Raw genomic sequence first — 23196 nt, 5'->3', positions numbered from 1 at the left:
CGCCCTCGCAACGGCATACCGCTACGCCGACGCGCTCAACTCAACTCGATCAGCCGATGAACGGATTTCCGGTTCGGCGACACTGTCGGATGTACGGCGGTTTCCAGCCACTCGGGGTGATTCTGCTGCCTGCCCGCACGTGATCCCCACGGCGGGGCGTCTCTCCTCGAGGACTGGGGGTCCCCATGCGGCTGAGCCCGCGCCGCATCGCCGTCACCCTGATCGTGCTGCTCGCCACGCTCCTGCCGCTCACCGGTCAGGCACCCGCCGCCGACGCTGCCGCGGCGCCGAAGCCGCCGAAGCCGCGGATGAAGGTGCCGGAACAGGAGCAGTGGCCGCCGTACGAGAAGAAGAAGCGGCCGCCGTTCTGCACCGCCCAAGCAGGCCCGCACCAGCGGCAGTTGGAGCGCTATCTCAGGCTGCGGGTCGACGGGAAGCAGTCGCCCGCGGACTGCAAGGCCATCCAGCGCTTCCAGCAGCGGTACGGGATCCGGCACGCGGTGGGCTACGCGGGGCGGGTGACCTGGGGGACCGCCCGGCTCCTCGACGAGCGTGCACATCCCAACCGCGGGCGCCGCTGTCCGCGCACCCCGTACAGCCTGATCTGCGTGGACCTGACGCGGCAGCTGGTGTGGGTGCAGAAGGGCGGCAAGGTGACGTTCAAGGCACGGCCGATGCGGTCCGGGGCGCCCAAGTACCGTACGCGTACCGGATGGTTCCGGGTGTACGCACGGGTCCGCTTCCACTGGTCGACGCTGTACGACAACGCGCCCATGCCGTGGTCGCAGTTCTTCTCCGGGGGCCAGGCCTTCCACGGACACTACGGCTCGATCTACGCGCCGCCCGGCTCGCACGGCTGCGTCAACATGCGCCCGGGCGACGCGGCGGCGCTGTGGCGCAAGGCGGGCAAGGGCACACGCGTGTACGTCTTCGGCCGCAAGCCCGCCTGACCCCGACGGTCCGTCCTGCTGACCGTCAGCGCACGATGACCTGGACCGGGTCCGAAGTGGCGCAGACCGGGGCCGAGTTGCGCAGCGTGTAGGCGTCCGACTCCGGCGCCGCGCAGGCGATGACGCGCAGGTCGTTGTGGCCCTTCATGCCGAGCTTCACGCGCATGCTGTACGTGCCGTCGGACCGGGTGTGCACCTTCGCCGGCAGGCTGACCCAGCCCTTCTTCTGCCGCTGCTGCAGGGTCACTTCGGTGCCCGCGGGGAAGGACTCGGCCTGCCCGCGCACCCGGAACTCCTCCTGCGCGGTCACGGACCGGGTGGCCGTGTGCACGGTCAGCGTGGGGGCCTGGCCGCTGTCGCCGGCCGGGCAGCCCGCCGGGCCGTCCATCGTGCCGGCCGAGGCGGCACCGGCCGGGACGACGGAGAGCAGAAGCCCGGCGCTCACGAGCGCGACGCGAGCCGAAGTCTGGTGCATGAGAGGTCCTTTGAGGGGAATGGGCGGGTTCACGCCCCGACCTTGCTCCCCTCGCCCCGCCATTTCACGCGCGCCACTCCGTGCCCGGCCACGGTCACTCGGTCGATGTCCTGCTGAGGTGACCGAGTTCCACCGGGCAGCCCTTCATCCCCGGCTGCGGGCGCGTGCCGAGGTCCTCGATGCGGTAGCCCTCGGGATAGCCGGGGTAGCCCTTGATCTCGCGGTTCTGGCGCGCGAAGTGGGCCGCCCCGCGCGGCGGCAGCAGCCGTACCGCCCGCCCGCGCAGCCGCACCGCACCACGGACCAGGGACCGCGTGCGGGCGGGCGGCGCCTCGTAGCGGAAGGCGCGCAGCAAGTGGTCGTCCAGGAGCGCGAGCACGCCCGTGCGCAGCAGCCCGGCGAGCGGCCGCGGATACCAGGAGGCCATGAGCGCGATCGTGGCGTCCGAGACCTCACGCGAGCGCGCGTCCCAGGCGAAGTGCTCGGCCTCGTACGCGTCCAGGAACTCCTCGAACTCCTCGTAGCTCCCGGGGATGTCCTGGATGCCCATGTGCCGCCCGAGGGTGCGGTAGTACGTGACCGTGGCGACCGTCTCGTGCCGCGAGAGCCGGCGCCAGCCGTAGGCGTCGATCCAGCGCTTGGGCATCACGACGAAGGTCGACAGGACGTACCGCATGTCGTCGTTCGAGATGGCGTAGCTGCGGTGCATCCGGTTGATCCGCCGGATGGCCGCCCGCCCCTCGCCGGACCCGAACCCGAACTCCACCACGGCGTCGAGCAGCAGCGCGGTGTCGTCGTACCGCTTCTGCGAACGCGCGGTCAACTCTGCCGTCTCGGCGAGGAGTCGGCCGATGCTCGGCACGGCATACGTGCGGTAGAGGGCGAGTTCGAGCGCACGGGTCACATCCCAGGGAAACTCGTATGCGACCATGAGCCGGTAGATTTCGTGCGCGTCACGCTCCGGATGCAGCCGCCGGATCTGCGCGAGCCGCTCGTAGCGCTTCGACGTCGTCACGATGTCCCTCCACGGTCGGGTCGGCGGTCCTCGGGCGAGCCGGGGCCGTACGGCGCGGCGGGCGCACGGAGCCGCGCCGGCTGATCCGGTCCAACTTTCGTGCGGAGAGCGCCCGTTGTCGACCGGCATGGACCATGCTGTCCGACAAGCCGTCATACGGTTGTCGGTTGAACGCGCTATTCCGGGCGTGCTAACGGAGTGGCGCCCGGCCCGCGCCGGGCGGCGCGCCATGCTCGGGGAATGCAGATCAGGACATTCGTCGGCGCGAGCGCCGCAGCGGTGCTGCTGACCGGGGCGTTCCTCCACCCCCAGGCCTTCGCAGCCCCTTTCGTGCCCGCAACTGCCGGTCGGGCCGAAGCCCCGTCCCTCGGCCCGGGACCCGGCGGCATGGACTGTGAGGAGTGCCTGGAGCAGAACTTCGAGCGCTACCTGGACGCCCTGCTGGCCAGGAAGCCGGCGAAGTACAAGAAGCTGTTCCAGGGCGACCCCGGGCCTGAGGGGCCGCGGGGTGAGACCGGCCCCGGACTGCGGAACATCAGGAAGGTCCTCGGGCCGGGGACGTCCGTCGCGCCCGGGACCGAGGGCACCGACGTGGCCTCCTGCGGGCCGGACGAGGTCATGCTCTCGGGCGGATTCAACTACCGGGGCGAGTCGTTCGAGCCCGGCGAGCAGACCATTTCCGCCTCGTCGATGGTCGGCGATGAATGGCACGTCACGCTGGTGAACCAGGGCACCAAGCCGCTCGAGGTGGTGGCCTTCGCGGTGTGCGCGCAGGTGGGCTGAGCCGCCGCGCGGAGTGCCGCGGACAGACACGAAGAAGGGGCGCCGCCGAGCCGGCGACACCCCCTTCGTACGGTCCTCGGGGACCTGCGGCGGTGGGTGTGGGATTTGAACCCACGGTGACTTGCGCCACGACGGTTTTCAAGACCGTTCGGCGAACACCATGTTTGGGCTGGTCACGGGGTTATTGGGGCGGGCCGCGATGCTGCTTGGCCCACACATGGCCCACAGGACCCCAGGAGGGGCCCTCTCAGAGCAGTTTGCGGAGTGCCGCGTCAAGCTCATCGCGGCTCACCTGCCGCGGGGGCGGAAGGGGTGTCAGGCTGTCCAGCACGACCCAGAGATGGGCTACCCCAGCCATCAGGTCCTCGAAGGCTTCGCTCGAACCGATGGTTTCCGCTGCGGGAGCGGCGGCGGTGCCGTCGGCGTTGATTCGGCCAGCTGCGAGATGCACCACGCTGTCGGTGCTCGAAGTGCTCACCCCCAGCCAGTACTCATCTTCGGACACCCACAGGCGGGCCTGATGCTCCCCGAAGGGCTGGGGGGCGAGGTCATCCCAACCAGCGCTCTGCGCGATCTTTACCGCGACGTCGTACGCTGCCTGTCCCAAGGTGCTTCCTCCGGCTGTCAGTCCTCAGTGCCCAACGTACGTTCCAAGCGAGCCATAGCTTCGGCGCGGCTGATGTAGAGCAGCACGTCGGCCATGACCAATCCGCGCTCCCAGTAGTTGGCGCCCTCACAGGCCCCTGGAGGACGTTGTCCTTTCCAGCGTGGCGGTACGTGCGCGGAGAGACCTGTGACGACGGCATACGCGGCCTGATGGACTCTGGTCCAGAGGAGTTGGGCGTCGGGGTCATTCGAGGTGGCTGCTTCCGCAAGCCGGGCTTGCTCAAGGGCACCGAGCCCAGCGACTGCGGGAGCTTCGACAAGGGCGCCATACGGTGAGCACGCCAGGGTTCCGGTTACTCCGTCACGCAACCGTGGTGCGGTCAATGCGACCCCTTCTACAGGCTGCTCAGCACGCAACACGCTCATGCGCTCGTGAAGTGCGGCTGCGATCAGGAAGAGCACAAGGTCTTCCTGATCGCCGCTGAGCATGTCCGCGGTGATTTCGTCGAGTCCGCCAGTCTGCCTGAGGTACGCCACGTGGTGTTGAAGGAGTAGCCCTGCCCAGACCACGGAGCGCTGCCACGGTGACGGAGATGCCGGCACGTGTGTACGAAGTTCCTCGCCGAGCATGAGCAGACTCTCCTTGGGTCGGTCGCCGGTTGGCGGTCAGCGTACGGAGCACCGTTCCCTTCTCACCTCTGGCGGGGGATCATCTGCTCTGGCGTTGCTGCACATCGGAACCCGGTGTCGTCGTCGTGCATCGTGTCGCCGGCGTCATTCGGAATGGCCGGAGCCCCTCGGAAAAGAGGGCTCGTGAAGGCGCTCCCGCGAAGCTCGTACCGGCCCGGCGTGGTTGGGGTGGCGAGCCATTCCCAGACGTTGCCCACCATGTCGTACACGCCGTAGGGGGAGACGCCGCTGTGGTAGCGGGAGACGGACGTTGTGCCCTCTACGCCGGTCTCACGGACGTTGCACTTTGCCGCGGTCTTCTGGTCACCCCACGGGAACGTTCGGCCCGTGGTGCCGCGAGCGGCCTTCTCCCACTGCTCGGCTGTGGGCAGGGACTTACCTGCCCATGTCGCGTAGGCGTGGGCGTCTTTCCACGTCACGTGGACCACCGGGTGGTCGTACAGATCGCGCGGACATCGTCCGTTCTCCCAGTGCTCCGGGACACGGTGTTTCGTCGCCGCGCAGAACCGCGCGTAGTCGGCATTGGTCGTCGGAAACGTGTCGATGTGGAACGCGTCCACCCACACGGGATCGTCGTTCTCGCCCGCGAGGTAGATCCCCTCTGGCACAAACGCCATTAGCTTCCCGTCGCCCGGGTGCTTCACGTAGTCGCCGCTGCTTGTCTCGCCGTCCGCAGGCTCGATGATGGCGTGGGTGGGTACGTCATCTGCCGCCAGGATGCCGACGAATCGGCCCTGGGAGTCCCTGTCCGCCTGCGAGAGCAGGGTGTCCAAGGCTGCTTGGTTCACCATGCGGAGCGAGGCCGATTCCCCGTCCGCCTCCCAGCGGGAGACGATGCGGTCGGACACACCGAGCTTCTCGGCAAAGTCCATCAGGCTCATGCGTACGGCCTCCCGTAACGCCTTCACCTCGCGGCCGGTCCATTTCGTAACGAGTGGCATGGGCTACCTCTGCGGTGAGAGCCGCCGCCCTCCCCGGGCGGCGGCGGTCATCTACAGGCGTTCGCCGGGGATGCCGGCGTAGGCGGTGCGCAGTTCGGCGAGTACGGGGTGGTCCTGGGGGAACTGAACGTCGTCGATGGCGCTGACGGTCCGAACACCGATCGTCGTGTTGGTGGCGAACGCTGCCGCCATGTTCGGGATGTCGGCCAGGCTCACCGGCGCGGTGATCTGCCGCGGGGCGTCAAGGCTGCGCAGGAGAAGCATCACGGTCCCCGGAAGCACAGGTGCCTCTGGCCAAACGACTGTGCCGTCCTGGTCGATGAAGCCGAGATTCCACGTTCCGCCTTCGGAGACGCGCCCGTCGGGTTCGACGAACACGGCGTCGTCGAAGCCGGCGAGCTGGGCCTCACGCCGCAGGCGAAGCTGAGGGTGCAGCCCGATGTGCTTCACCTCTGCACTGTCGCGCGTGAAGGGGAAGGTCTTGGCCGTGAGCGGCGGCGGGGACATCTCGCCGCCAGGCCGCAGGTTCACCAGAATGTGGGGGTCCTGAGCCTCACTCGGGCGCCCCATGTCGATGGCTGGGTCGAAGACAGTCACGCGGAGTCCGGCTACTCCGGTCAGCCCTTCTGCTGCCTGGCGGATGTACTTCAACGTCTGCTCGCGGTCCAGCTCGACACCGAAGACGATGCGGCAGTCACGGGCGAGGCGGTCCATGTGGAGCGACAGGCCACGGATCGTGCCGTCCTCCATCCGCATGGACGTGAAGTGTCCGTAGTTGGTGAGGGCGAGGCGTTCGAGGTCTTCGAGGCTGACGGGTTTCCCGTTGAGTTCGGCCATGGAGCCAGTCTTACAGCCCGTCAGCTGGCCCAACACCCGCTTCCAGGCCGAAAGTTCGGATTAGTTCGGTGCAACGGCGGCGGGAGTACGTACTCGCGGAGTGCTCGCCGGGACACGCTTAGAGCATGAAGACGAGCACTCCGCGAGAGCAGCTAAGCGCCGGACTCTCCGGCCAGGGAGCCCACGGTCTCCTCAAGCCGCTTGACGCGTTCGACGAGGTCCGAGAGATCGGCCGAGACGCGCGCGACTTCGACGCGAAGGTCGGCCAGGTTCTGAGCTGCCTCGCGGGGGCTCTGCTCGCCGGCCGCGGGGTCCCGGACGTAGGTGCCGCTACCGGTACGACCTTCGACGAGGCCCTCATCCCGAAGCTGGGCGTACGCGCTCTGCACGGTCATCAGGCTTACGCCGAGCTTCTTGGCATAGGCCCGGCCGCCGGGGAGGCGGTCGTTGGGGCCGAAGGTCCCTGCGGCGATCTCATCTCTGAGCTTGGCCGCGATTTCTCGGGCGTTGGGCGTCCTCTTCGTCTGTGAATCCACCTCGAAAGCGTACTTGACCTAGGTCGTTTGAAAACAGGTCGCCGAACCACTTGACGCCCTGAAGTGACCTAGGTAGCTTTCTCATCAACGGCAAGCGACCTAGGTCGCTTTGCTTCCTGGGTCTTCGGGCCTAGGGGATTGCCTGCTTGAACTGCAAGAACGCGTCGCCGGGTCCCGTCCGCGAGGACGGATCCCTCTTCGGAGGGTTACCGAGCCCCGGCGGGAGCGCTCGTTCCTTGAGAACTCAATATGTGGGCCCCGCCTCCCCGAGTCGAAAAGGCGGACCGCGCGGTATCCGCCGCGCTGGTACTCAGCCCCGGCATCCATGCCGTGAGGGCGCCGGATCGAATCCGGCCCGGGGCTCTTCCCTCATCCCCGCCTTCGACTCCTGGGAGTCCTCATGAGCGCTGCTGTTGAGATCGTCTCCTTCGGCTACTTGCACGATGTGCCGCCCGCGGCTCACCTGACCATCGACCTGCGTCACCACTTCCGCGACCCGCACGTGTCGCCGGAGCTGCGGTACATGACCGCGAACGACGAGCCGGTCCGCACCGCGGTGCTGAACACCCCCGGCATCGCGGACTTGGTGGAGGCCACCGCTACGGCGGTCGCCGCGTTCGTGTCCGGCCCGAGCGCTGGGACGGTCACCGTCGCCGACGGATGCGCTGGCGGCCGTCACCGCGCCCCGACCTTCGCTCGCGCGCTGGCCGAACGGCTCGCCGCGGCTGGCCACACCGTCAGCGTCCACCACCGCGACTTGGACAAGCCCGTCGTCCAGCGCTGACCTCCGGTGCGGTCGCCTCTCGCCAAGGACCGCGACCGCGCCGGCACTCGCACGGCTCAACACCCCTTCACACATCAGGAGTTCAGCCATGACCGAGCGTGCTTTCGTCTCCGAGACCTCCGGCCCGATCGTCCTGGGCATCGCGCTGCCGGTGGGCAGCGTCCGCGTCCAGGTCCTCGACAGCCTCACCATGGCCCGCGTGGTGCTGCGCACCGAGGACACCAGCGGCCCGGCGGCCGACGCGGTGAACCGAGCCCGTAGCTCGCAGAACGGGCAGGCGTTCAGCATTGAGGTGCCGGACATGCCCGGCAACGTGATGGTGCAGAGCCGCCGCGGCGGCCGGATCGTGCACAACAACTCGGTGACCAACATGGTCATCGTCAACGGCCGGGTCATCTCGGGCGGCAACAGCAACATGCAGACCGTCAGCCCGATCGAGGTCACGGTGAGCCTGCCGCCGCATTCCTCGCTCGCGGTCGTCGCGCAGTCCGCCGACGCGGAGGTCTTCGGCTACGTCGACCGGATGGAGTTCCACTCCATCTCCGGCGACCTGAACGCCGATGGCGTCCGCCAGCTCAAGGCCAACACCACCTCCGGCGACATCTACGCCGGGCGCGTCACCGAGCAGATCACTGCCCAGTCGGTGTCCGGTGACATCGAGATCGGCCTGTACGACGGCCGCGGCGCGAGCCTCGGCACCACCTCGGGCGACATCACTGTCCAGGCCACGAACGGCTCTTCCGGGCACGTGAGCGCGAACAGCGTCTCCGGCGACGTGCGGATCTCCGGCGCCCGGCACCTGAACGTGTCCGCGAACACCGCCTCCGGCCGCGTCCGCAACCGCTGAACCTCCCCACCCCACCGGACCGCTGACCGGTCCGCACTTCCACTTCCCGAGGGCGGTCGCCTCTCGCCAAGAACCGCGACCGCGCCGGCACCTTTCGCCCTTCGACAAGGAGCAATCCCATGCGTACGTACATCGGCGGCCACCAGGCCGTGAACGCCGACGACTTCGAAGAGCTCGCCCTCGGTGAGGAGCGCGCCTTCTGGCTTGAGGCGGTGTTCGGCAAGCCGGGCGAGAGCGAGCAGGAGCGCCAGGCCCGCGAGGACGCGGCCCGCGACATGCTCGCCGACTCCGAGCACCCGGAGCTGCCCGAGCAGGTGTGCCGCATCGTCGCGGAGGCCATCGAGTCCCGCGCGGCTGAGCTGTTCAACGTCGTGCCCCTGATGCGGCCCACCTCACGCCGGCCCCGCTCGCGGAAGGGAGCCGCAGCATGACCACCACTGCCCCCGCCCCCGAGCGGCTGCTTGACCACACCGGCAAGCCGCGTCCGATGTTCGCGATGCCGCTCGACTACGAGCAGGCTCGGCTGGGCCTGGCGTTCCATGAGGCCGGGCACGCAGTGCTCGCCCTCGCCTACGGCATGCACGTGTTCACCAGCGAGGTCATCGCCTGGGAGCCGCAGCCGGGCGGCTGGGCCGTCACCGGCAACACCGCCCGTGACCCGAACGGCGCCGTGCCGTGGCACTTCGCCGCGATGTGCGCGGCCGGGGAGCTGGCTCACGTCAACTACCTGATGGTGTACGGGCTGTGGACCCCGGGACGTGCCGCTGCGTGCGCTGCTGACCACGACCGTGAGCAGGCCATCGACGTCCTCGCCGACCACGGCGTGGCCCTGGGCCGCGACCGCGCCCCGGAGGGCGGCAAGTCGTGGGGGATGGTGCGCGGGATGGCCCGCCGCAAGGTCGGCTTCCTGTGGCGCGAGATCCGCACCGTCGCGCACGCCATGAACGAAGCGACCGTGCTGACGGGCGACGAGATCGCCGCCATGACGGGCCTGGCCAACCGGCCCGTGACGGGGGGTGCCGCATGAGCACCGCATCCTCGACCACACAGGCGGCGGTTCCGCCGCTGACGCGCCCGGAGATGGGCCTGGCTGGCATCGGCGCCCTGGCGGCGGCCGGGGTCGGCGCGCTGGGCCTGCTCTCGTCGTACGACTCGGTCTCCGAGGCTGCGGCGAGCTGGGGCTTTGAGTCTCCGTGGATGCTGCCGGTCGGTATCGACCTGGCCATCCCGGTGTTCACCGTGGCCAATCTGCTGCTGATCCGGATGGATATGGCGCTCGGCTGGGTGCGCTTCGTGCCCTGGGTGCTCACCGCGGTGACGTGCTGGTTGAACGTCGCGGCGGGCCACGGTTGGGTGGCGAAGCTCGCGCACGGCGTCATGCCGCTGCTGTGGGTGGTGTTCTCCGAGATCGGCGCTCACATCTACGCCGTACGGATCGGGGTCGCGACGGGTCGGCGTATGGAGAAGGTTCGCTTCTCCCGCTGGCTGCTCGCGCCGCTGTCTACGTTCGGGCTGTGGCGCCGCATGACCCTGTGGGAGATCACGTCCTACCCCGAGGCACTGCGCCGCGAGCGGGAACGCCAGCTGGCACGGGCGGAGCTCCGCGAGCGCCACGGGCGCCGGTGGCGCTCGCAGACCCCGCGGACTGAGCGTGTGCTGCTCAAGCTCGGTGAACTCGCCCCCGCGGCCGAAGAGGTGGTGACTCCGCCTGCCGCTGAGGAGCAGCCGGCCGAGGCGCCCGGGCCCAAGCAGGACCGCAAGCCGAAGGACTCGCGCAAGTCGAAGAAGCCTCCGACGCGCAGCCTTGAGGAGCTGCTCGTAGAAGCCCGCGAGCTGACCACAGATTGGGCCGACTCGGACGTCAACGGCGAGGCGCTGCGCAAGGGCCTGCGGTGCTCGTCGGAGAGTGCGCGGCGTGTGCGGGATGCCCTGCTCGCCGAACGCAAGGCCCGGCGCCCGCACTCGGTGAGCACGGAGCCTGAGGCGGTGGCGGCATGAGCACCGCCTACGCCGACTGCTTCGACCCGACCGGCGCCCGCCACGGGATACCGACCTTCCCGTGGAAGTACGCCCCGGACGGCTACGCCACCCGCCGACAGCTCCGCGAAAAGGGGCTGCGGCCGGGTGGCCAGCCGGTGGCCGCGCAGCTCATGCGCCGTACGCGGCGCCGCAAGTCAGGCTGCGCCATCGCCTACCTCTACCGGCTGGACAAGGCGCTGCCGGTGCGGCCGATGACCTCGCGCAAGTGGGGCGCGCTCGCCCTGGCGATGCTCGCCCGCCGCACCTGCGGGGTCTGTCGGATCACCTACAGCTACTGCCTGCCGACCTCGCTCGGCATGTGCCTGCACTGCCACCAGACCAAGGAACAGCGCGCCACCCAACACCCCACCAACTACGAGGAGATCGCGTCGTGAAGGTCACCGCACACCGCCTGTTCGGCCACCGGCACATCCTGCGCGAGATCCAGCACGTCGCCCCCTCGGCGGCCGACCTGGTCACGCGGAACGTGCGCGGCAGGCTGCCGCGGGTGGACATCGTGCTCACCACCCCGCAGGGGATGACCGAGCTGACCGTGGACACCGAGATCCAGACCGTGGGCGGCAAGGTCACACCGCAGGCCCGAAGGAAGGCCGCGAACCGGATCTCGTGGAACGACCGCCGCATCTTCGGCAAGACCGTCCTCGCCCCCAAGGGCGCGGTCCTGATCCTGATCAACGCGCGCAGGGTCAACCACGGCGAGCAGGTCGCCCCGACGCTCGTGCATGAACTCGTGCACGCGGTGCAGTTCACCCGCCCCGGCATCGCCGACCTGCTCGTGGCCGGACTCAAGAACAACTTCGGCATCGAGCCCCTGTCCCGCCGCGACGTGCGCCGCTATGAGAAGCAGCTCAAGGCCCACGAAGACGAGGCGTACCGCATGGAGCACCGTCTCACCGGCCAGTTCAACGCCTACGCCGCCTAAATCCGATGGGAGTTCGCCTCATGGCACCGCGCACCGCTCGGCTCCTTGTCGAGTCTGTCCTGCTGCTCGTCGTGCTGACCCCGGCTGTGTGGATCAGCACCGAGCTGCACGCCCACCGCGTCCCGGTTGATCTGGTCATAGGGGCGGGGGCGGGGACGGCGTCCAGCGGACTGCTGACGCTCTCCTACGCGCTGCGCCGATTCGACCTGGCTCGCAGGCTGGCCACCCTCGGACGCTGCCCCACCTGCTCGGCACCGCTCCGTGAGGAGCAATCCCGATGAGCGCCCGGCGCCTGCGCGCTCTGCTGCGCCGCCGCCCCAAGCCACTGCCGCCGGGGCACGTCGGCGTAGTCCGGCTGACGAACTACCGCCCCGCCGCGCGCGGCTCGATGCCCGCCAGCTACGCCCGGTTCCAGCTCAGCAAGCGCCTCGCCTACCGCTACGACGTGCGCGCCTACCCGACGACGGACCGCGAGGGCATGCCGCTCACGGTCGCCTACACGCGCACCACGGACACGAGCCACCCCGACCACGCCGACGACGTGGTCTGCCTGTGGGAGTTCCCGAACCACATCGAACTGCCCACCGCCGCCGAACAAGTCGACTGAAGGAGGCCCGTTATGGGCTACGCCCTCTACACCGTGCACCGCAACGGCGAGGAGATCGACGCCGGATACAGCGTCGAAGCGACCTGCGAAGAGCCCGAGTGCAGCGAGCAGATTGACCGCGGCCTCGCCTACCTGTGCGGCGCGATCCCGGGCGGCGACGAGTACGGGTGCGGCGGCTACTTCTGCGGCGCCCACCTCTACACCGCCCTGGCCAGCGTGCCGGCACACCAGTGCTCCCGCTGCCTGTCCAGCACTGCCTGACCGACTGCCCCACAACGGGGCCCGGCCGCCCACCTCCTACAGCGACGGCCGGGCCCCTATCCCTCACAGAGAAGGACACCCCAGTGAAGCACCCCGATGACGACCCTGAATTCTTCAAGCGACTCGAAGCGGAGATGGCCGCGGAGAAGTCGGCCGACCCGGGCGCGAAGGTAGTCGACCTGGAGTCGGCCCGATCGGCGCGCGCGGAGTCGGCCGACTCGGGCGCCGACCGGTCGGCCGACTCCGCCGACCTTGAGTCGGGCGACCCGAGCCGACGGGTCATGGTCGACTCGCCAGACGTGAAGGCGGCCGGGCCCGGCTATGTCGGTCGGCTGATGGGCGCCCGGCGCCGGGATGTCATCCCGCCCTGGCTGCGCTCGACCAGCGAGCTGAAGACGGCCACCGCGTGGGTGGCCAAGCACTACGCGCACTCCGTGGGCTATCACGCGCTGCGCTCCCCGGTCTACGCCGCCCGGCTCACGCTTCAGGCCCCGGTTGGGGCCGCTCGGTTCGTCGGGTCGACGATGCGGTGGGTGGCCGATCGCGAGGGCGAGCCGGTCCGACTCGCCGCGGTGCGGCGTGAGGATGCGGCCGAGTACCTGAAGCTGTCCAGGCAGAGGGACGGTCGGGTCAAGCTCCGCGCTCTCATCACGGCCCTGTCCTTGTTCGTCGGGCTCGGTGCGGCGCTGGCGATATACGTGCTGGCGCCCGGCTGGCTTCAGGCGGTGTCGGTCGGGGCGCTGGTGATGGCGCTCGGCTTCAACGGCCGGCGCGCGGATGATCCGGTCATCCACAGGGCTGTGGAAGTTCCGCAGGCGACCAAGCTCACCAGCGACATTGTGCTGCGGGCGCTCGGCTCGCTCGGGATCGCGCCGATCAACCAGGCGCAGGCCAAGGGCAAGCCCGGCTTGGAGTTCACCGCCCCCATCACCCGGGACGGGCCCGGCTGGCGTGCGGAGGGTGATCTGCCCTACGGCGTGACGGTCACGGACATCATCGAGCGGCGCGAGCGGCTCGCCTCGGGTCTGCGCCGGCCGCTCGGGTGCGTGTGGCCGGAGGCGGTGCCGGATGAGCACACCGCCCGGCTCGTCCTGTGGGTCGGGGATCAGGACATGTCCAAGGCCAAGCAGCCCAAGTGGCCGCTGCTCTCGGGCGGCACGGTGGATCTGTTCAAGCCGGTCGCCTATGGCACTGACCAGCGTGGACGCTGGGTCGCGGTGACGCTCATGTACATCGCGGGCGTGATCGGCGCGATCCCGCGCATGGGCAAGACGTTCCTGCTGCGCCTGCTGCTGCTGATTGCGGCGTTGGACCCGCGGGCGGAGCTGCACACCTACGACATGAAGGGCACCGGCGACCTGGATCCGGTCGGCAACGCGGTCTCGCACCGCCACGCCGCGGGGGATGACGACGAGTCGATTCAGTACGCGCTCGCCGACTTCCGTGCGCTGCGTGAGGAGCTGCGTCGCCGCACCAAGGTGATCCGGTCCCTGCCGCGGGACATCTGCCCTGAGTCGAAGGTGACCAGCGAGCTGGCGTCCAAGAAGTCGCTGGGGCTGCACCCGATCGTGGTCGGGGTAGATGAGTGCCAGGTTCTCTTCGAGCACCCCGAGCACGGCAAGGAGTTCGAGGAAATCGCCACTGACCTGGTCAAGCGTGGTCCGGCGACCGGCATCGTGTTCCTGGCCGCGACCCAGCGGCCGGACGCGAAGGCGCTGCCCACCGGCATCTCCGCCAACGCGTCCGCGCGTTGGTGCCTGAAGGTCATGGGGCAGTTGGAGAACGACATGGTGTTGGGCACGTCCGCGTACAAGCGCGGCGTGCGGGCGACCATGTTCGCCTGGGGTGACAAGGGCATCCACTACTTCGTCGGTGAAGGCTCGGATGCGCGGATCGTCCGCTCCGTCTACATCGACGGCCCCACCGCCGACGCCATCGCCGCACGGGCCCGCAAGGCCCGCGAACGCGCCGGCCTGCTGTCCGGGCACGCGCTCGGGGAGGAGCCGGAGCAGGTCACGCCCGCGTATGACCTGCTCGCGGACGTGCTCGCGGTCACGCCGGAGAAGGAACTGAAGGCGTGGAACGACGTGACCGTGGACCGGCTCGCCGACCTGCGGCCCGACATCTACGGGCCGTGGTCCGAGCAGGAGCCCGCGGAGAAGGCCGCGCAGCTCACCACGGCGCTCAAGCCGTACGGCGTGGCCACCGGCCAGGTGGCCCGCCGCATCAACGGCAAGACCGTCAACCGCACCGGCTTCACCCGCTCCCACATCACCGAGGCGATTGCGGAGCGTAACGGAAAGCGGTCCGCGGGCTGAGTGCGGATCGGGTCTAGCGCTAGCGGCACGGCCCTCTAGCGCTAGACCCTCCGCTAGCCCCCAAAACCGCCCTTGATCAGGCCGCTAGACGATAGCGGCCCACCTGCGCAAACCCCAGAAACCCGCCAGGAAGGCCCCGTCATGCCCTTCGAACTGGCCGCTATCGCCTGCCTGTTCGCCCTCACCCTCTGTTACTGCTTGCTGTGTGCGGTCTCCCCGTTCGGGGACTGCCGCCGCTGCCGCGGCCTCGGCTTCAAGACCAAGACCAACCGCCGCGGCATCGTCAAGCGCGGCAAGGACTGCGTCCGCTGCAAGACCACCGGCAAGCGCATACGCGTCGGCCGCCACCTCTACAACCTCTGGGCCGCCACCTACCGCGACGGCACCCGATGACCGGCCTGCGCTTCACGCTGCTCGCCCTCATCGCCCTCGGCGTCGCCATCGGCTGCTACGAGGACACCGACACCGCACCCGCGCCCCCGCCGCCCACCGTCCAGCACTGCTGAAGGAGCCACGCCATGGACCACAACGCAGAGCACATCACCGACTCCGCCCACGGGCCCGAACTGGTCCTCATCGAGGACGAGGCGAGCGCGTACTTCAACGCCCCGGCGGCCGAGCCCCGCACGGCCGAGCTGATCGAGGAACTGCACGCCCTGGCCCGGCAGATGCACCGCCGCATCGGGCCCCACTGACCCGCTCCCGAAGGGAGGCCATCTCGTGGCCATCACCGTCTCGCTCGTGCTCGTCCTCGGCATCGCTGCGGCGGTGCTGCTCAAGTTCAAGGCCGTCGGCGGCGTCGCCGCCGTAATCCTCATCCTCTTCGGCTTCTACCTCGCCGACACCGGAGCCCGCACCACCATCAACGACGGCGTGAGCTCCCTTCTCGACACCCTCCGCGACATCGATTCCTGAACGGAGGCACCACCGTGAGCACCTTCACTGAACCGATCGTCGCCAAGCACTGGCTCGCCCTCGCCGCCCCCAAAGCGGCGCCCGCGATCGCCACCTCAACGGTGCTGATCCTGGCCCGGATCTGGAACGCCAACGGCGCCGAACACGACCTCGGGGGAGCGTCGTTGATGACCGTCCTCGCGGTCGGCGCCGCCGCGGCCGGTACCGCCATGACCCGGCTCGGTGAGCCCGCGTTCGCCGCCACCGGCTACGCCACCTCCGGGGCGCTCGCCCTGTCCGGTGTGGCCGCGTACTCGGACGGGATCGCGCTGCCGCTGCTGCTGTGGGCGCTCGCCACGATCCTCGCCTACTGCTGCACCGCCCGCCTGTGGCGCACCGACCGCCGCGAACAGGTGGCCTTCGAGCGCGAGCGCACCGAACGGCAAGAAGAGCACGCCCACATCGAGCGCGTCACCGCCATCGAGGCCGGATCCCGCATCGAGGTCGCCCGCGCCGGCGCCCAGTACGCGGAACAGCTCGCCACCGCGCTCATCCACCGCGCCGGGCAGCCCGCCTTCGACCCTGCGGCGCTCACGGCTGCGGGCCTGCCCCAACTCCCGTCCGCATCCGACGAGATCACCAAGGAGTTCTGATCATGACTCTGCCCGACCCGATGAAGACACCCGCGGAGCACGCGAGCGCCGCGGCCGAAGCGATCCGCCACCTGAACCACGCCACCCAGTTCCACAAGAGCGAGCTGGTGTATCCGAGCAACGCCTACGACGTGATCGGGGCACTGCACCGCCTCGCCTACAGCCTGCCCCAGGCCTTCGAGCAGATCGGCGCATTCCTCAAGGAGTGCGACGAGACCGGGTACGTCACGGCCGACCACGGCACCACGTACGGGCACATCACCGAAGCGCGTTCCGCGCTCGCTTCCAGTGCGCTCATTGCCCAGACCCTCGCCGAACACCTCGGCAACGCGCACACCGCCACCGCCCCGCTCGGATGGGCTGGCACCACCGAGGACGACGACTGCGAAGAGGCGGACTGGGCGTGATTGAGATCCGGATCATCTGCGACCCCGAGCGCACCGAGGACGCGACTGAGGCACTGGCGCAGGGGTTCGTCACCGGCCCCGTACGCCGCTACGAGGCGCGCGACGGCCGCACCCGGCTGTACGTGACGGCCGCCCTCCGGACGAACGTCACGGAGCTGCCCGAGCGATAGCTGTGCCCGGGGCGGTCGCCTCTCGCCAAAGACCGCGACCGCCCCGGTTCTCCATGCCCTTCGACAGAACAGGAGTACCCCCCAGCATGACTCATGCCATTACCGCCCGGACAGGGCGCCTGAAGCCCGATCCTTCCGGCCCGTTGGCGACCGCGTTGGAGCTCGCGGCCCGCGGTGTCCCGGTGTTGCCGCTGCGCGTGGGCAAGGCCCCGTTCGGGAACTGCCCGGCCTGTGCCAAGAACGCGTGCGGCGGCCGGCCGAACATGAAACAGGCCGGGCCCTGCGCCTGCCCGCGGCCCTGCCACGGCTGGGCCGCGGCCACCGCCGATCCCGCCGTACTCACCTCTGCGGAGTGGTCTGCCGCGTGGGCGCAGACCGCGGCGCTCGCCTACCACCCGGCCGGCATCCGCCTCACCGTGGTGGATCTCGACCACGCCGAGGCCATCGCCTGGGCGCAGGCGCATCTTCCGCCCACGCGAGTGGTGCCGACCACGCGCGGTCAGCACTGGATCTACGCCGGCACCATGCCCTCAACTCAGGGCGTACGGCCGGGCGTCGACATCAAGTCCCGCATGGCGTATGCCCGGTGGCTCGGCACCGGCACCGGCCGCATCACCGAGCTGCCGCAGACCGTGCGCGCCCTGGGCCTCAAGAGGCCGGCCGTGGTCATGCCGACCGGCCTCGCCGCTTCCGCGTCGGGCGGGAGTGGGCCGTGTCCGCACCGCACGCCGGCCTATCTCGAGCGCGGTATCTCCATGGCTACCGAGCGCATCACCGACGCGCAAAGCGCGGTCCACAACACCGTCTACGCCACGTTCCTGGCGGTGCTGTCCACGCACGGCCGATGCGGCTGCCTCACCGAGGCCCACATCACCCGGCTGTTCACCGCGGCACGCGCCAAGGGCGAGAGCGAGCGGCACTGCACGGAGGCGTGGGCCAACGCACGTACGAGGTTGGGACTGTGACATGTCCGAGGACGACAAGACCCCTGCCCGCCAACTCATCACCGACTACGCCCAAGCCCACTTCCGGTACTTCCGCACCGTCGACGGCACCGTCTACGCGCAGAAGAACGGCCACCCCGTGGCCCGCCCGATCCGCTCGCAGGGCACCACGGGCAGCCACCGCCAGGAACTCATGGTCGGCCTGTTCAAAGACGGGGTCGGCGTCTTCAACGGCACCGCACTGAAGGAGGCGTTGGACTTGATCGAAGCACTCGCCCTCACCGAGAACACCCAGCCCGTCCACATCCGCGTCGCCCCCGGCTACGGCGGCGCCACCTGGCTGGACCTGGGCCGCGACGACGGCCAGTCCGTACGCATCCACCCCACCGGCTGGGACATCGCCACCCCCGACCCGCGTGAGGTCTGCTGGCGGCGCACTCAGCTCACCGGAGAACTGCCGTTGCCGGTCAAGGACACCAACGGCAAGGGCATCGACCTGCTAATGCGGCTGTGTAACTTCGCCACCGCCGACACCGAGTCCCTGGCCCTGGCCTGGCTCGTCGGCTGCCTCGGCCCGTCCGTGCCGGTGCCGGCACCGTTCCTCACCGGCCCGCAAGGTGCGGGCAAGTCCACCGGCGGCCGGATGCTGATCCGGATCATCGAAGGCATGAGCGGCGACCTGCGCCGCGCACCGAAGGACGAAGAGAACCTCATCTCCGCCGTGGCCGCGGGCTGGGTCACCGCCCTGGACAACCTCTCCCATCTCACGCCGGCGTTGTCGGATGCGATGTGCTGCATCGTGACCGGCGCGGAGAACGTGAAGCGGGCGCTGTTCACCGACGGGGACGTGTTCCGCGTCGGCTACCGCCGCCCGCTCCTGCTCACCGGCATCGACGTGGGCGTTATCCGGCCGGACCTTGCCGAACGGCTCCTGCCGCTGCGACTTGAGCGTCCGAAGGTGCGGCGCACCGAGGCGGAGTTGTGGGCGGAGTACGAGGAGATCCTCCCCGTCGTGCTCGGCTCGCTCCTTGACCTGACGGTCAAGGTCCGCGCGGCCGAGGCAGAGACGCCAACAGAGCTGCGGATGGCGGACTTCGCGCACCTGTGCGCGCAGTTGGACGCGGCCACCGGGCTCGGGGCGCTCGCCGCGTATCGGGCCAGCCTCGATGACCTGAACGACGACGTGATCGAAGGCGACCTGCTCGCGCAGACCGTTCTCACGCACGCCGCCGGCATGCAGGAGGGCGAGGCGCAGCGGATGACATCCACCGGCTGGCTGGCGCACCTCAGCGACCTCTACAGCGGCGAGGAACTGCGCCCCCTGCCCAAGGGCTGGCCGACCACCGGCAAGGTGCTCTCCGACCGGCTCAAGCGCCTTCAACCCACCCTCGCCGCACGGGGCGTCCTCATCGACGCGGGCCGCACCAAAGAGGGCCGCTACCTCGAAATGACCCGGCCGGCGCCCGAACCCGAGCACGAGCAACCGCCGCTCGGCTGAACCGCGGGCCGGGACAAGCAAGAAGAGCACCCGGGGCACCACCGCCGATGGTGCTCTTCTTGTGGTTCGGCGCGCAGCGCCGGCCGAAGGACGCGCCGCGAAGCGGCCCCTTCTTCAAGCCCTGACCCGCGCATAGAACAGACATTTCTCCCCTTCTTTTTTCCTAAGGAGGGGAACGCTGCGTCACCTGCGTCACCCGAGGGTCGGAAACCGCCTGCCACCTGCGGATACGGGGGTGACGCAGACGGCCTTTCTCTGCGTCACCCTGCGTCATCTGCGTCACCCCTCGATGACGCAGGTGACGCACGCGGTGACGCACCCCCACCCGCTGCGTCACCGCGAAACGCCAGGTCAGACGGCATCGGTGACGCAGGTGACGCGGTGACGCAGAAATCCCAAGTTCGGACACACACGCCTCCAAGGAGTCGACCGTGCCCAGCCCCAAGCTCAAGCTCGCCGAAGTCCTCAAAGAACTCGACATGAGCCGCGCGGCCTTCTACCGCATGCGCGCCCGCGGCCAAGCCCCCCGCATCCACAAACTCCCCAACGGCCAGGTCCGCGTCAGTCGCGCGGACCTGGACGCGTGGTGGGCCCGCTGCGAGCAGGACGCAGCGTAGATCAGCACACACCATCGGGGCCCGCGCCCAGCGCGGGCCCCCTTTTCATGCCTGGAGAGCCATGCTCACGTACGACGTCGATATCTGGTCCATCCGAAAGCGCTCCGGTCGGCCGAAGCCCTGGGAGCTGCGCTGGCGCGTGGGCGACCGCCCTCACTCCCGCAGCTTCAAGCTCAAACCGCAGGCAGACGGCCGTCGCGCGGAACTCATGGCTGCCCTCCGCGACCATCAGCAGTTCGATGAGGAAACCGGGCTCCCCGCGCAGGAGTTGATGGCTCGCACGTCGCCAACGTGGTACGAGCACGTCACTGAGTACGTGATCAAGAAATGGCCGCGTATTTCCGCCAAGCACCGAGCGAGCATCGCCGAGGCCCTCGCGGTCGTTACGCCCACACTCGTCACGAGCAAGCGCGGGGAGCCTGCGAGCGCCGTTCTGCGAGCCGCGCTGTACCAGTGGGCGTTCCGGGCGGTTCGCGGGCCACGCGGCGCGTGGGCGCCACGACACGAGGTTGAGGAGCCTCCCACGGAGATCAGGTCAGCCCTCGACTGGATCGCAGCTCACTCGCGCAAGGTGAAGGATCTGGAGGATCCCGCGCTTCTGCGCCCTGCGCTTGAAGCCCTCTCGCTGCGCTTGAACGGGAAGCCAGCCGCGGAGAACACGGCACGGCGGAAGCGCATGGTCCTCAGCAACGTGCTGCGCTACACCGTGGAGGAGAAGGGGTTGTTGTCCTCGAACCCGCTCCCCAGGGTGGACTGGACACCGCAGGACACCGATGACGAGATCGATTTCCGATACGTCCCGGGACCGGCCCTGGCTCGCGCGCTGCTCGGAGCGATCCGGGATACCGGCGCACGTGGCGAGCACATGCACGCGTTCTTCGGGTGCCTGTACTACGCGGCCATGCGACCGGGTGAAGCGGTCGCGCTCAAGGAATCGGACTGCACCTTGCCGCCCAACTCGCCTGACACGGTGCAGGACTGGGGCGAGCTCCTTCTTGGGGAGAGCCGTCCAGAGGTCGGCGGTGGCTGGACCGAGGAAGGGACTTCGTACGAGAAGCGCGGGCTCAAGCGGCGCAAGATCGGGGCGACACGGACCGTGCCGATTCCGCCCGTTCTCGTGCACCTGCTCCGTGAGCACATTGCGCGCTACGGCACGGCAGAGGACGGCCGGCTGTTCCGCGGCCACCGAGGCGGGCGCCTGCCGTCTACCGAGTACTGCGACGTGTGGGAGGTGGCGCGGAAGACCGTGCTCACCGCCAGGGAGGTTGAATCTGACCTGGCCGCCGTGCCGTACTCGCTCCGGCACGCAGGCGTTTCCCTCTGGATCAAATCGGGGGTCGACCCCGCAGAGGTCGCCGCTCGTGCCGGCCACAGCATCGCCGTGCTCTACCGCTTCTACGCGAAGATCCTCAAGGGCGGCCAAGGGCACGCCAACAACCTGATCTCGGCAGCCCTCGAAGAGGGGGAGTAGCCCGAATCCTGGCCCACAGATGGCCCATACGTACTGGTCAGAGGTGGGATTCAGGCGAGAAAGGGTGAGACAACCTGCATGCGAAAGGGGTGCTCCGTTGATCGGGGCACCCCTTCTGACCAGCGCATACGCTGACCTGCGGCGGTGGGTGTGGGATTTGAACCCACGGTGACTTGCGCCACGACGGTTTTCAAGACCGTTCCCTTAGGCCGCTCGGGCAACCCACCTCGCTCCGCCACCTGGGCCGGAGCGTGTACAGCGTACCGGCCCGAGGGTGGGGGCCCTACAGGGCCTCGTTGCGGCCGGCCGTGAGGCGGGCCGCCGAGGCGATGGTCGCGCGGGCCTCGCGTTCGGTCAGGCCGGTGCGGACGGCCGCGTCCGTGAGGTGGCGGGCCAGGTCGTCGCCGATGCCGTTCTCGTACGCGCGGCAAGCCGCCCAGAACAGGCGGGTGTTGCGCTGGCCCACGCGGGCGCCCAGGACGAAGTGGACCAGGCCGCGGCCCTGGTGCGAGGGGCCTCCCGCGGGCGGTGTCTTCGTGCGCGGCGGCGGTGTGAGCAGCCGCAGGAGGGTGCGGGGGCAGGGGGCCGGCGCCAGGTGGGCGGTGCCGGGGGCCGTGCTGTAGACGCCGTGGTCGGTGCGTGAGCCCGGGCCCACCAGGTAGCCGCCGGCGCCGCGGATGTCGATGCCGGGGGCGAGGCGGCTGGCCGAGTTGGGGACGACGACGTCCGGCGGTCCTGAGAGCCAGAGGTGCCGGCCGCCGCTCGGGGTCAGGACCACCACGGTCGGCGGGATGGTGAAGAGGTGGCGTAAGGCCAGCTCGCGCAGGACGGCCGAGGAGTCCGTGCCCGACTTCGTGTCCAGGTCGATGCCGATCAGGTGGTGCGGGGGGAGGCCGCACGCGATGCCGTAACCCGTGGCCCAGGGGGCGGCGGCGAAGAGTTCGCGGATGCGGAACGGGTCCGTGCTCGCGTCGTACACCCCGTGTCCGGGGCGGCCGCATTCGCCGTGGCACTGGGGCGCGTCCACCGGGTCCTCGTGGTGGGGGGAGCGCAGGGCCGGGAGTTTTGTTCGGGAGAGCGGGATCACGGCGAGGCCGCGCTCCGCGGCGGACAGGGCGTGGGCGAGGGCCAGGGTCGTTGCCTGCCGGTCGGAGGTGGGCATGGCTTTATTTTCGTACGGATGTTCGAAGAAGGGAAGGGGGTTCTGTGCCTCGTATGGGTGAGCCCGGGGGTGCTGAGGGGTGCCCGGGTGGGGGTGCGGCGGAACGCTTCGTCTCTTGCGGGGGTTCGGCGAGCGGCTGTCCGGGGGCGTCAGCGTGGCGCTGACCTGCGGGGATATTCAGTTCGTGCAGGTTTATCGACTTGTCCTCACACTCGCGAGGGAAAGATCCGTTCCGGGGTGGTTCGCCGGGGATCGGCTGGGCAACTCTGGTCTCGCGACGTCGAGCACATCGCCCAGGCAGTCGGCCAACTGTCCGGGCACAAGCCGCACTTACCGGCCCAGCCGGTTCTGATCCACCGGGTACGCCCGGTCGATGGAGGAATTGACATGGCAAGCATCCGTACCGCCCGCATCATCGCCGCTGCCGCCGCCCTGCCCCTCGCAACCGCACTCTTCACCGGGGTCGCCCAGGCCGACAACGGCGGTTTCGCGGACGACGGATCGAACACGAGCGTGGCCAGCATCGTCGGCAGCGGTGTGGGCGACGACAACAACGGCAACTCCGCGACCAACCAGCAGGTGGCCACCGGCGCCGGTGCCTCCAACCAGAACAACAACGCCCAGGTGAACGGCTCGGCCTTCACGGCCATCCACCAGTCGAACGAGAAGGTCGACATCAACTTCACCGAGCTCTGGTAGCAGCGGGGCTGTTCGAACACCGGCGGCAACTCGGGGAGTTGCACCGGTAGTCACCTGGAAAGTCGCACC

The 23196-nt window shown here is 69.4% G+C and carries 32 protein-coding genes and 1 tRNA gene; 24 read left to right on the top strand and 9 right to left on the bottom strand.

Annotated features, from left to right (window positions below):
• Window positions 1-185 precede the first annotated feature (185 nt).
• On the top strand, window positions 186-950 hold the full coding sequence (locus tag BLT97_RS25765; protein WP_245769545.1) for a L,D-transpeptidase family protein: 765 nt from the start codon (window positions 186-188) through the stop codon (window positions 948-950).
• A 25-nt stretch (window positions 951-975) separates the two neighbouring features.
• Here the strand turns inward: BLT97_RS25765 and BLT97_RS25760 are convergent, their stop codons facing one another.
• Both BLT97_RS25760 and BLT97_RS25755 read right to left on the bottom strand, forming a co-directional pair.
• On the bottom strand, window positions 976-1425 hold the full coding sequence (locus BLT97_RS25760; protein WP_093614231.1) for a hypothetical protein: 450 nt from the start codon (window positions 1423-1425) through the stop codon (window positions 976-978).
• 94 nt (window positions 1426-1519) lie between these two features.
• Window positions 1520-2440 carry an oxygenase MpaB family protein gene (locus BLT97_RS25755; protein ID WP_245769544.1) on the bottom strand — a complete coding sequence of 307 codons (921 nt, stop codon included), beginning with the start codon at window positions 2438-2440 and terminating at the stop codon, window positions 1520-1522.
• Between the two features lie 240 nt (window positions 2441-2680).
• On the opposite strand from BLT97_RS25755, the gene BLT97_RS25750 reads away from it, so the two are divergent.
• Entirely contained in the window at window positions 2681-3223 is a 543-nt protein-coding gene (locus BLT97_RS25750; RefSeq protein WP_143041388.1) for a hypothetical protein, read from the top strand.
• Between the two features lie 247 nt (window positions 3224-3470).
• Here the strand turns inward: BLT97_RS25750 and BLT97_RS25745 are convergent, their stop codons facing one another.
• The 5 genes from BLT97_RS25745 to BLT97_RS25730 all read right to left on the bottom strand — a co-directional run bounded on the left by BLT97_RS25745 (window position 3471) and on the right by BLT97_RS25730 (window position 6833).
• Complete coding sequence (locus tag BLT97_RS25745) at window positions 3471-3830, bottom strand: hypothetical protein (RefSeq protein WP_093614225.1); 360 nt, start codon at window positions 3828-3830, stop codon at window positions 3471-3473.
• A gap of 17 nt (window positions 3831-3847) precedes the next feature.
• A complete protein-coding gene (locus tag BLT97_RS37585) occupies window positions 3848-4459 on the bottom strand; it encodes a hypothetical protein (protein WP_143041387.1) in 612 nt (203 codons plus the stop codon).
• Window positions 4460-4521: 62 nt separating this feature from the next.
• On the bottom strand, window positions 4522-5460 hold the full coding sequence (locus tag BLT97_RS25740) for an SUMF1/EgtB/PvdO family nonheme iron enzyme (RefSeq protein WP_342742776.1): 939 nt from the start codon (window positions 5458-5460) through the stop codon (window positions 4522-4524).
• A gap of 51 nt (window positions 5461-5511) precedes the next feature.
• On the bottom strand, window positions 5512-6297 hold the full coding sequence (locus tag BLT97_RS25735) for an aminotransferase class IV family protein (RefSeq protein WP_093614221.1): 786 nt from the start codon (window positions 6295-6297) through the stop codon (window positions 5512-5514).
• Window positions 6298-6449: 152 nt separating this feature from the next.
• Entirely contained in the window at window positions 6450-6833 is a 384-nt protein-coding gene (locus BLT97_RS25730) for a GntR family transcriptional regulator (protein WP_093614219.1), read from the bottom strand.
• Window positions 6834-7233: 400 nt separating this feature from the next.
• Here BLT97_RS25730 and BLT97_RS25725 point away from each other — a divergent pair, with 400 nt between their 5' ends.
• The 21 genes from BLT97_RS25725 to BLT97_RS25635 all read left to right on the top strand — a co-directional run bounded on the left by BLT97_RS25725 (window position 7234) and on the right by BLT97_RS25635 (window position 21266).
• Window positions 7234-7617 carry a RapZ C-terminal domain-containing protein gene (locus BLT97_RS25725; protein ID WP_093614217.1) on the top strand — a complete coding sequence of 128 codons (384 nt, stop codon included), beginning with the start codon at window positions 7234-7236 and terminating at the stop codon, window positions 7615-7617.
• Between the two features lie 88 nt (window positions 7618-7705).
• Entirely contained in the window at window positions 7706-8464 is a 759-nt protein-coding gene (locus tag BLT97_RS25720) for a DUF4097 family beta strand repeat-containing protein (RefSeq protein WP_093614215.1), read from the top strand.
• Between the two features lie 119 nt (window positions 8465-8583).
• Window positions 8584-8895, top strand: a complete 312-nt coding sequence (locus BLT97_RS25715; RefSeq protein WP_093614213.1) for a hypothetical protein — start codon at window positions 8584-8586, stop codon at window positions 8893-8895.
• On the top strand, window positions 8892-9491 hold the full coding sequence (locus BLT97_RS25710) for a hypothetical protein (RefSeq protein WP_093614211.1): 600 nt from the start codon (window positions 8892-8894) through the stop codon (window positions 9489-9491). Before BLT97_RS25715 ends, BLT97_RS25710 begins: the two co-directional genes overlap by 4 nt.
• Window positions 9488-10462, top strand: coding sequence for a DUF2637 domain-containing protein (locus tag BLT97_RS25705; protein ID WP_245769543.1), 975 nt, complete (start codon window positions 9488-9490; stop codon window positions 10460-10462). The genes BLT97_RS25710 and BLT97_RS25705 overlap by 4 nt, the downstream gene beginning before the upstream one ends.
• On the top strand, window positions 10459-10878 hold the full coding sequence (locus tag BLT97_RS25700) for an RRQRL motif-containing zinc-binding protein (protein WP_093614209.1): 420 nt from the start codon (window positions 10459-10461) through the stop codon (window positions 10876-10878). Before BLT97_RS25705 ends, BLT97_RS25700 begins: the two co-directional genes overlap by 4 nt.
• Window positions 10875-11426, top strand: a complete 552-nt coding sequence (locus BLT97_RS25695; protein ID WP_093614207.1) for a hypothetical protein — start codon at window positions 10875-10877, stop codon at window positions 11424-11426. The genes BLT97_RS25700 and BLT97_RS25695 overlap by 4 nt, the downstream gene beginning before the upstream one ends.
• A 5-nt stretch (window positions 11427-11431) precedes the next feature.
• The gene (locus BLT97_RS25690) at window positions 11432-11707 is read left to right on the top strand and encodes a hypothetical protein (RefSeq protein ID WP_143041386.1); all 276 of its coding nucleotides are present in this window, start codon (window positions 11432-11434) and stop codon (window positions 11705-11707) included.
• Window positions 11704-12033, top strand: coding sequence for a hypothetical protein (locus tag BLT97_RS25685; protein WP_093614203.1), 330 nt, complete (start codon window positions 11704-11706; stop codon window positions 12031-12033). The genes BLT97_RS25690 and BLT97_RS25685 overlap by 4 nt, the downstream gene beginning before the upstream one ends.
• A gap of 12 nt (window positions 12034-12045) precedes the next feature.
• Window positions 12046-12294, top strand: a complete 249-nt coding sequence (locus BLT97_RS25680; RefSeq protein WP_093614201.1) for a hypothetical protein — start codon at window positions 12046-12048, stop codon at window positions 12292-12294.
• A gap of 83 nt (window positions 12295-12377) precedes the next feature.
• A complete protein-coding gene (locus tag BLT97_RS25675; protein ID WP_176953895.1) occupies window positions 12378-14612 on the top strand; it encodes a cell division protein FtsK in 2235 nt (744 codons plus the stop codon).
• 141 nt (window positions 14613-14753) lie between these two features.
• Window positions 14754-15005, top strand: a complete 252-nt coding sequence (locus tag BLT97_RS25670) for a hypothetical protein (protein ID WP_093614199.1) — start codon at window positions 14754-14756, stop codon at window positions 15003-15005.
• A 125-nt stretch (window positions 15006-15130) separates the two neighbouring features.
• Window positions 15131-15307, top strand: coding sequence for a hypothetical protein (locus BLT97_RS38020; RefSeq protein WP_176953894.1), 177 nt, complete (start codon window positions 15131-15133; stop codon window positions 15305-15307).
• 25 nt (window positions 15308-15332) lie between these two features.
• The gene (locus tag BLT97_RS25665) at window positions 15333-15527 is read left to right on the top strand and encodes a hypothetical protein (protein ID WP_093614197.1); all 195 of its coding nucleotides are present in this window, start codon (window positions 15333-15335) and stop codon (window positions 15525-15527) included.
• Window positions 15528-15541: 14 nt separating this feature from the next.
• Window positions 15542-16159 carry a hypothetical protein gene (locus tag BLT97_RS25660; protein WP_093614195.1) on the top strand — a complete coding sequence of 206 codons (618 nt, stop codon included), beginning with the start codon at window positions 15542-15544 and terminating at the stop codon, window positions 16157-16159.
• A gap of 2 nt (window positions 16160-16161) precedes the next feature.
• Complete coding sequence (locus tag BLT97_RS25655) at window positions 16162-16566, top strand: hypothetical protein (protein ID WP_093614193.1); 405 nt, start codon at window positions 16162-16164, stop codon at window positions 16564-16566.
• Window positions 16563-16736 (top strand): hypothetical protein, encoded by a 174-nt coding sequence (locus BLT97_RS38015; protein WP_176953893.1) that lies wholly within the window; start codon window positions 16563-16565, stop codon window positions 16734-16736. The genes BLT97_RS25655 and BLT97_RS38015 overlap by 4 nt, the downstream gene beginning before the upstream one ends.
• A gap of 86 nt (window positions 16737-16822) precedes the next feature.
• On the top strand, window positions 16823-17701 hold the full coding sequence (locus BLT97_RS25650; protein ID WP_093614191.1) for a bifunctional DNA primase/polymerase: 879 nt from the start codon (window positions 16823-16825) through the stop codon (window positions 17699-17701).
• Window position 17702: 1 nt separating this feature from the next.
• Entirely contained in the window at window positions 17703-19178 is a 1476-nt protein-coding gene (locus BLT97_RS25645; protein WP_093614189.1) for an ATP-binding protein, read from the top strand.
• A 431-nt stretch (window positions 19179-19609) separates the two neighbouring features.
• Window positions 19610-19795 (top strand): helix-turn-helix transcriptional regulator, encoded by a 186-nt coding sequence (locus BLT97_RS25640; protein WP_093614187.1) that lies wholly within the window; start codon window positions 19610-19612, stop codon window positions 19793-19795.
• Window positions 19796-19856: 61 nt separating this feature from the next.
• Window positions 19857-21266 (top strand): tyrosine-type recombinase/integrase, encoded by a 1410-nt coding sequence (locus BLT97_RS25635; protein WP_093614185.1) that lies wholly within the window; start codon window positions 19857-19859, stop codon window positions 21264-21266.
• A gap of 142 nt (window positions 21267-21408) precedes the next feature.
• Here BLT97_RS25635 and BLT97_RS25630 read toward each other — a convergent pair.
• A tRNA-Ser gene (locus tag BLT97_RS25630) sits at window positions 21409-21493 on the bottom strand.
• 56 nt (window positions 21494-21549) lie between these two features.
• Entirely contained in the window at window positions 21550-22428 is an 879-nt protein-coding gene (locus tag BLT97_RS25625) for a bifunctional DNA primase/polymerase (RefSeq protein ID WP_093614183.1), read from the bottom strand.
• A gap of 387 nt (window positions 22429-22815) precedes the next feature.
• Between BLT97_RS25625 and BLT97_RS25620 the strand changes: the two genes are divergently transcribed.
• On the top strand, window positions 22816-23127 hold the full coding sequence (locus BLT97_RS25620) for a hypothetical protein (RefSeq protein WP_093614181.1): 312 nt from the start codon (window positions 22816-22818) through the stop codon (window positions 23125-23127).
• The last annotated feature ends 69 nt before the right edge of the window (window positions 23128-23196 follow it).

Source organism: Streptomyces indicus (assembly GCF_900100315.1).
In the GTDB taxonomy this organism is placed as follows: Bacteria; Actinomycetota; Actinomycetes; order Streptomycetales; family Streptomycetaceae; genus Streptomyces; species Streptomyces indicus.
This window is presented reverse-complemented; position numbering and strand designations above follow the sequence as displayed.

Excerpts from the sequence above, each read along its gene's own strand:
- BLT97_RS25710 (WP_093614211.1), top strand. The coding sequence starts at position 8,892 with ATGACCACCACTGCCCCCGCCCCCGAGCGGCTGCTTGACCACACCGGC.
- BLT97_RS37585 (WP_143041387.1), bottom strand. The coding sequence starts at position 4,459 with ATGCTCGGCGAGGAACTTCGTACACACGTGCCGGCATCTCCGTCACCG.
- BLT97_RS25645 (WP_093614189.1), top strand. The coding sequence starts at position 17,703 with ATGTCCGAGGACGACAAGACCCCTGCCCGCCAACTCATCACCGACTAC.
- BLT97_RS25760 (WP_093614231.1), bottom strand. The coding sequence starts at position 1,425 with ATGCACCAGACTTCGGCTCGCGTCGCGCTCGTGAGCGCCGGGCTTCTG.
- BLT97_RS25690 (WP_143041386.1), top strand. The coding sequence starts at position 11,432 with ATGGGAGTTCGCCTCATGGCACCGCGCACCGCTCGGCTCCTTGTCGAG.
- BLT97_RS25625 (WP_093614183.1), bottom strand. The coding sequence starts at position 22,428 with ATGCCCACCTCCGACCGGCAGGCAACGACCCTGGCCCTCGCCCACGCC.
- BLT97_RS25705 (WP_245769543.1), top strand. The coding sequence starts at position 9,488 with ATGAGCACCGCATCCTCGACCACACAGGCGGCGGTTCCGCCGCTGACG.
- BLT97_RS25715 (WP_093614213.1), top strand. The coding sequence starts at position 8,584 with ATGCGTACGTACATCGGCGGCCACCAGGCCGTGAACGCCGACGACTTC.
- BLT97_RS25635 (WP_093614185.1), top strand. The coding sequence starts at position 19,857 with ATGCTCACGTACGACGTCGATATCTGGTCCATCCGAAAGCGCTCCGGT.
- BLT97_RS25680 (WP_093614201.1), top strand. The coding sequence starts at position 12,046 with ATGGGCTACGCCCTCTACACCGTGCACCGCAACGGCGAGGAGATCGAC.
- BLT97_RS25720 (WP_093614215.1), top strand. The coding sequence starts at position 7,706 with ATGACCGAGCGTGCTTTCGTCTCCGAGACCTCCGGCCCGATCGTCCTG.
- BLT97_RS25765 (WP_245769545.1), top strand. The coding sequence starts at position 186 with ATGCGGCTGAGCCCGCGCCGCATCGCCGTCACCCTGATCGTGCTGCTC.
- BLT97_RS25650 (WP_093614191.1), top strand. The coding sequence starts at position 16,823 with ATGACTCATGCCATTACCGCCCGGACAGGGCGCCTGAAGCCCGATCCT.
- BLT97_RS25685 (WP_093614203.1), top strand. The coding sequence starts at position 11,704 with ATGAGCGCCCGGCGCCTGCGCGCTCTGCTGCGCCGCCGCCCCAAGCCA.
- BLT97_RS25700 (WP_093614209.1), top strand. The coding sequence starts at position 10,459 with ATGAGCACCGCCTACGCCGACTGCTTCGACCCGACCGGCGCCCGCCAC.
- BLT97_RS25740 (WP_342742776.1), bottom strand. The coding sequence starts at position 5,460 with ATGCCACTCGTTACGAAATGGACCGGCCGCGAGGTGAAGGCGTTACGG.
- BLT97_RS25620 (WP_093614181.1), top strand. The coding sequence starts at position 22,816 with ATGGCAAGCATCCGTACCGCCCGCATCATCGCCGCTGCCGCCGCCCTG.
- BLT97_RS25735 (WP_093614221.1), bottom strand. The coding sequence starts at position 6,297 with ATGGCCGAACTCAACGGGAAACCCGTCAGCCTCGAAGACCTCGAACGC.
- BLT97_RS25655 (WP_093614193.1), top strand. The coding sequence starts at position 16,162 with ATGACTCTGCCCGACCCGATGAAGACACCCGCGGAGCACGCGAGCGCC.
- BLT97_RS25750 (WP_143041388.1), top strand. The coding sequence starts at position 2,681 with ATGCAGATCAGGACATTCGTCGGCGCGAGCGCCGCAGCGGTGCTGCTG.
- BLT97_RS25725 (WP_093614217.1), top strand. The coding sequence starts at position 7,234 with ATGAGCGCTGCTGTTGAGATCGTCTCCTTCGGCTACTTGCACGATGTG.
- BLT97_RS38020 (WP_176953894.1), top strand. The coding sequence starts at position 15,131 with ATGGACCACAACGCAGAGCACATCACCGACTCCGCCCACGGGCCCGAA.
- BLT97_RS25670 (WP_093614199.1), top strand. The coding sequence starts at position 14,754 with ATGCCCTTCGAACTGGCCGCTATCGCCTGCCTGTTCGCCCTCACCCTC.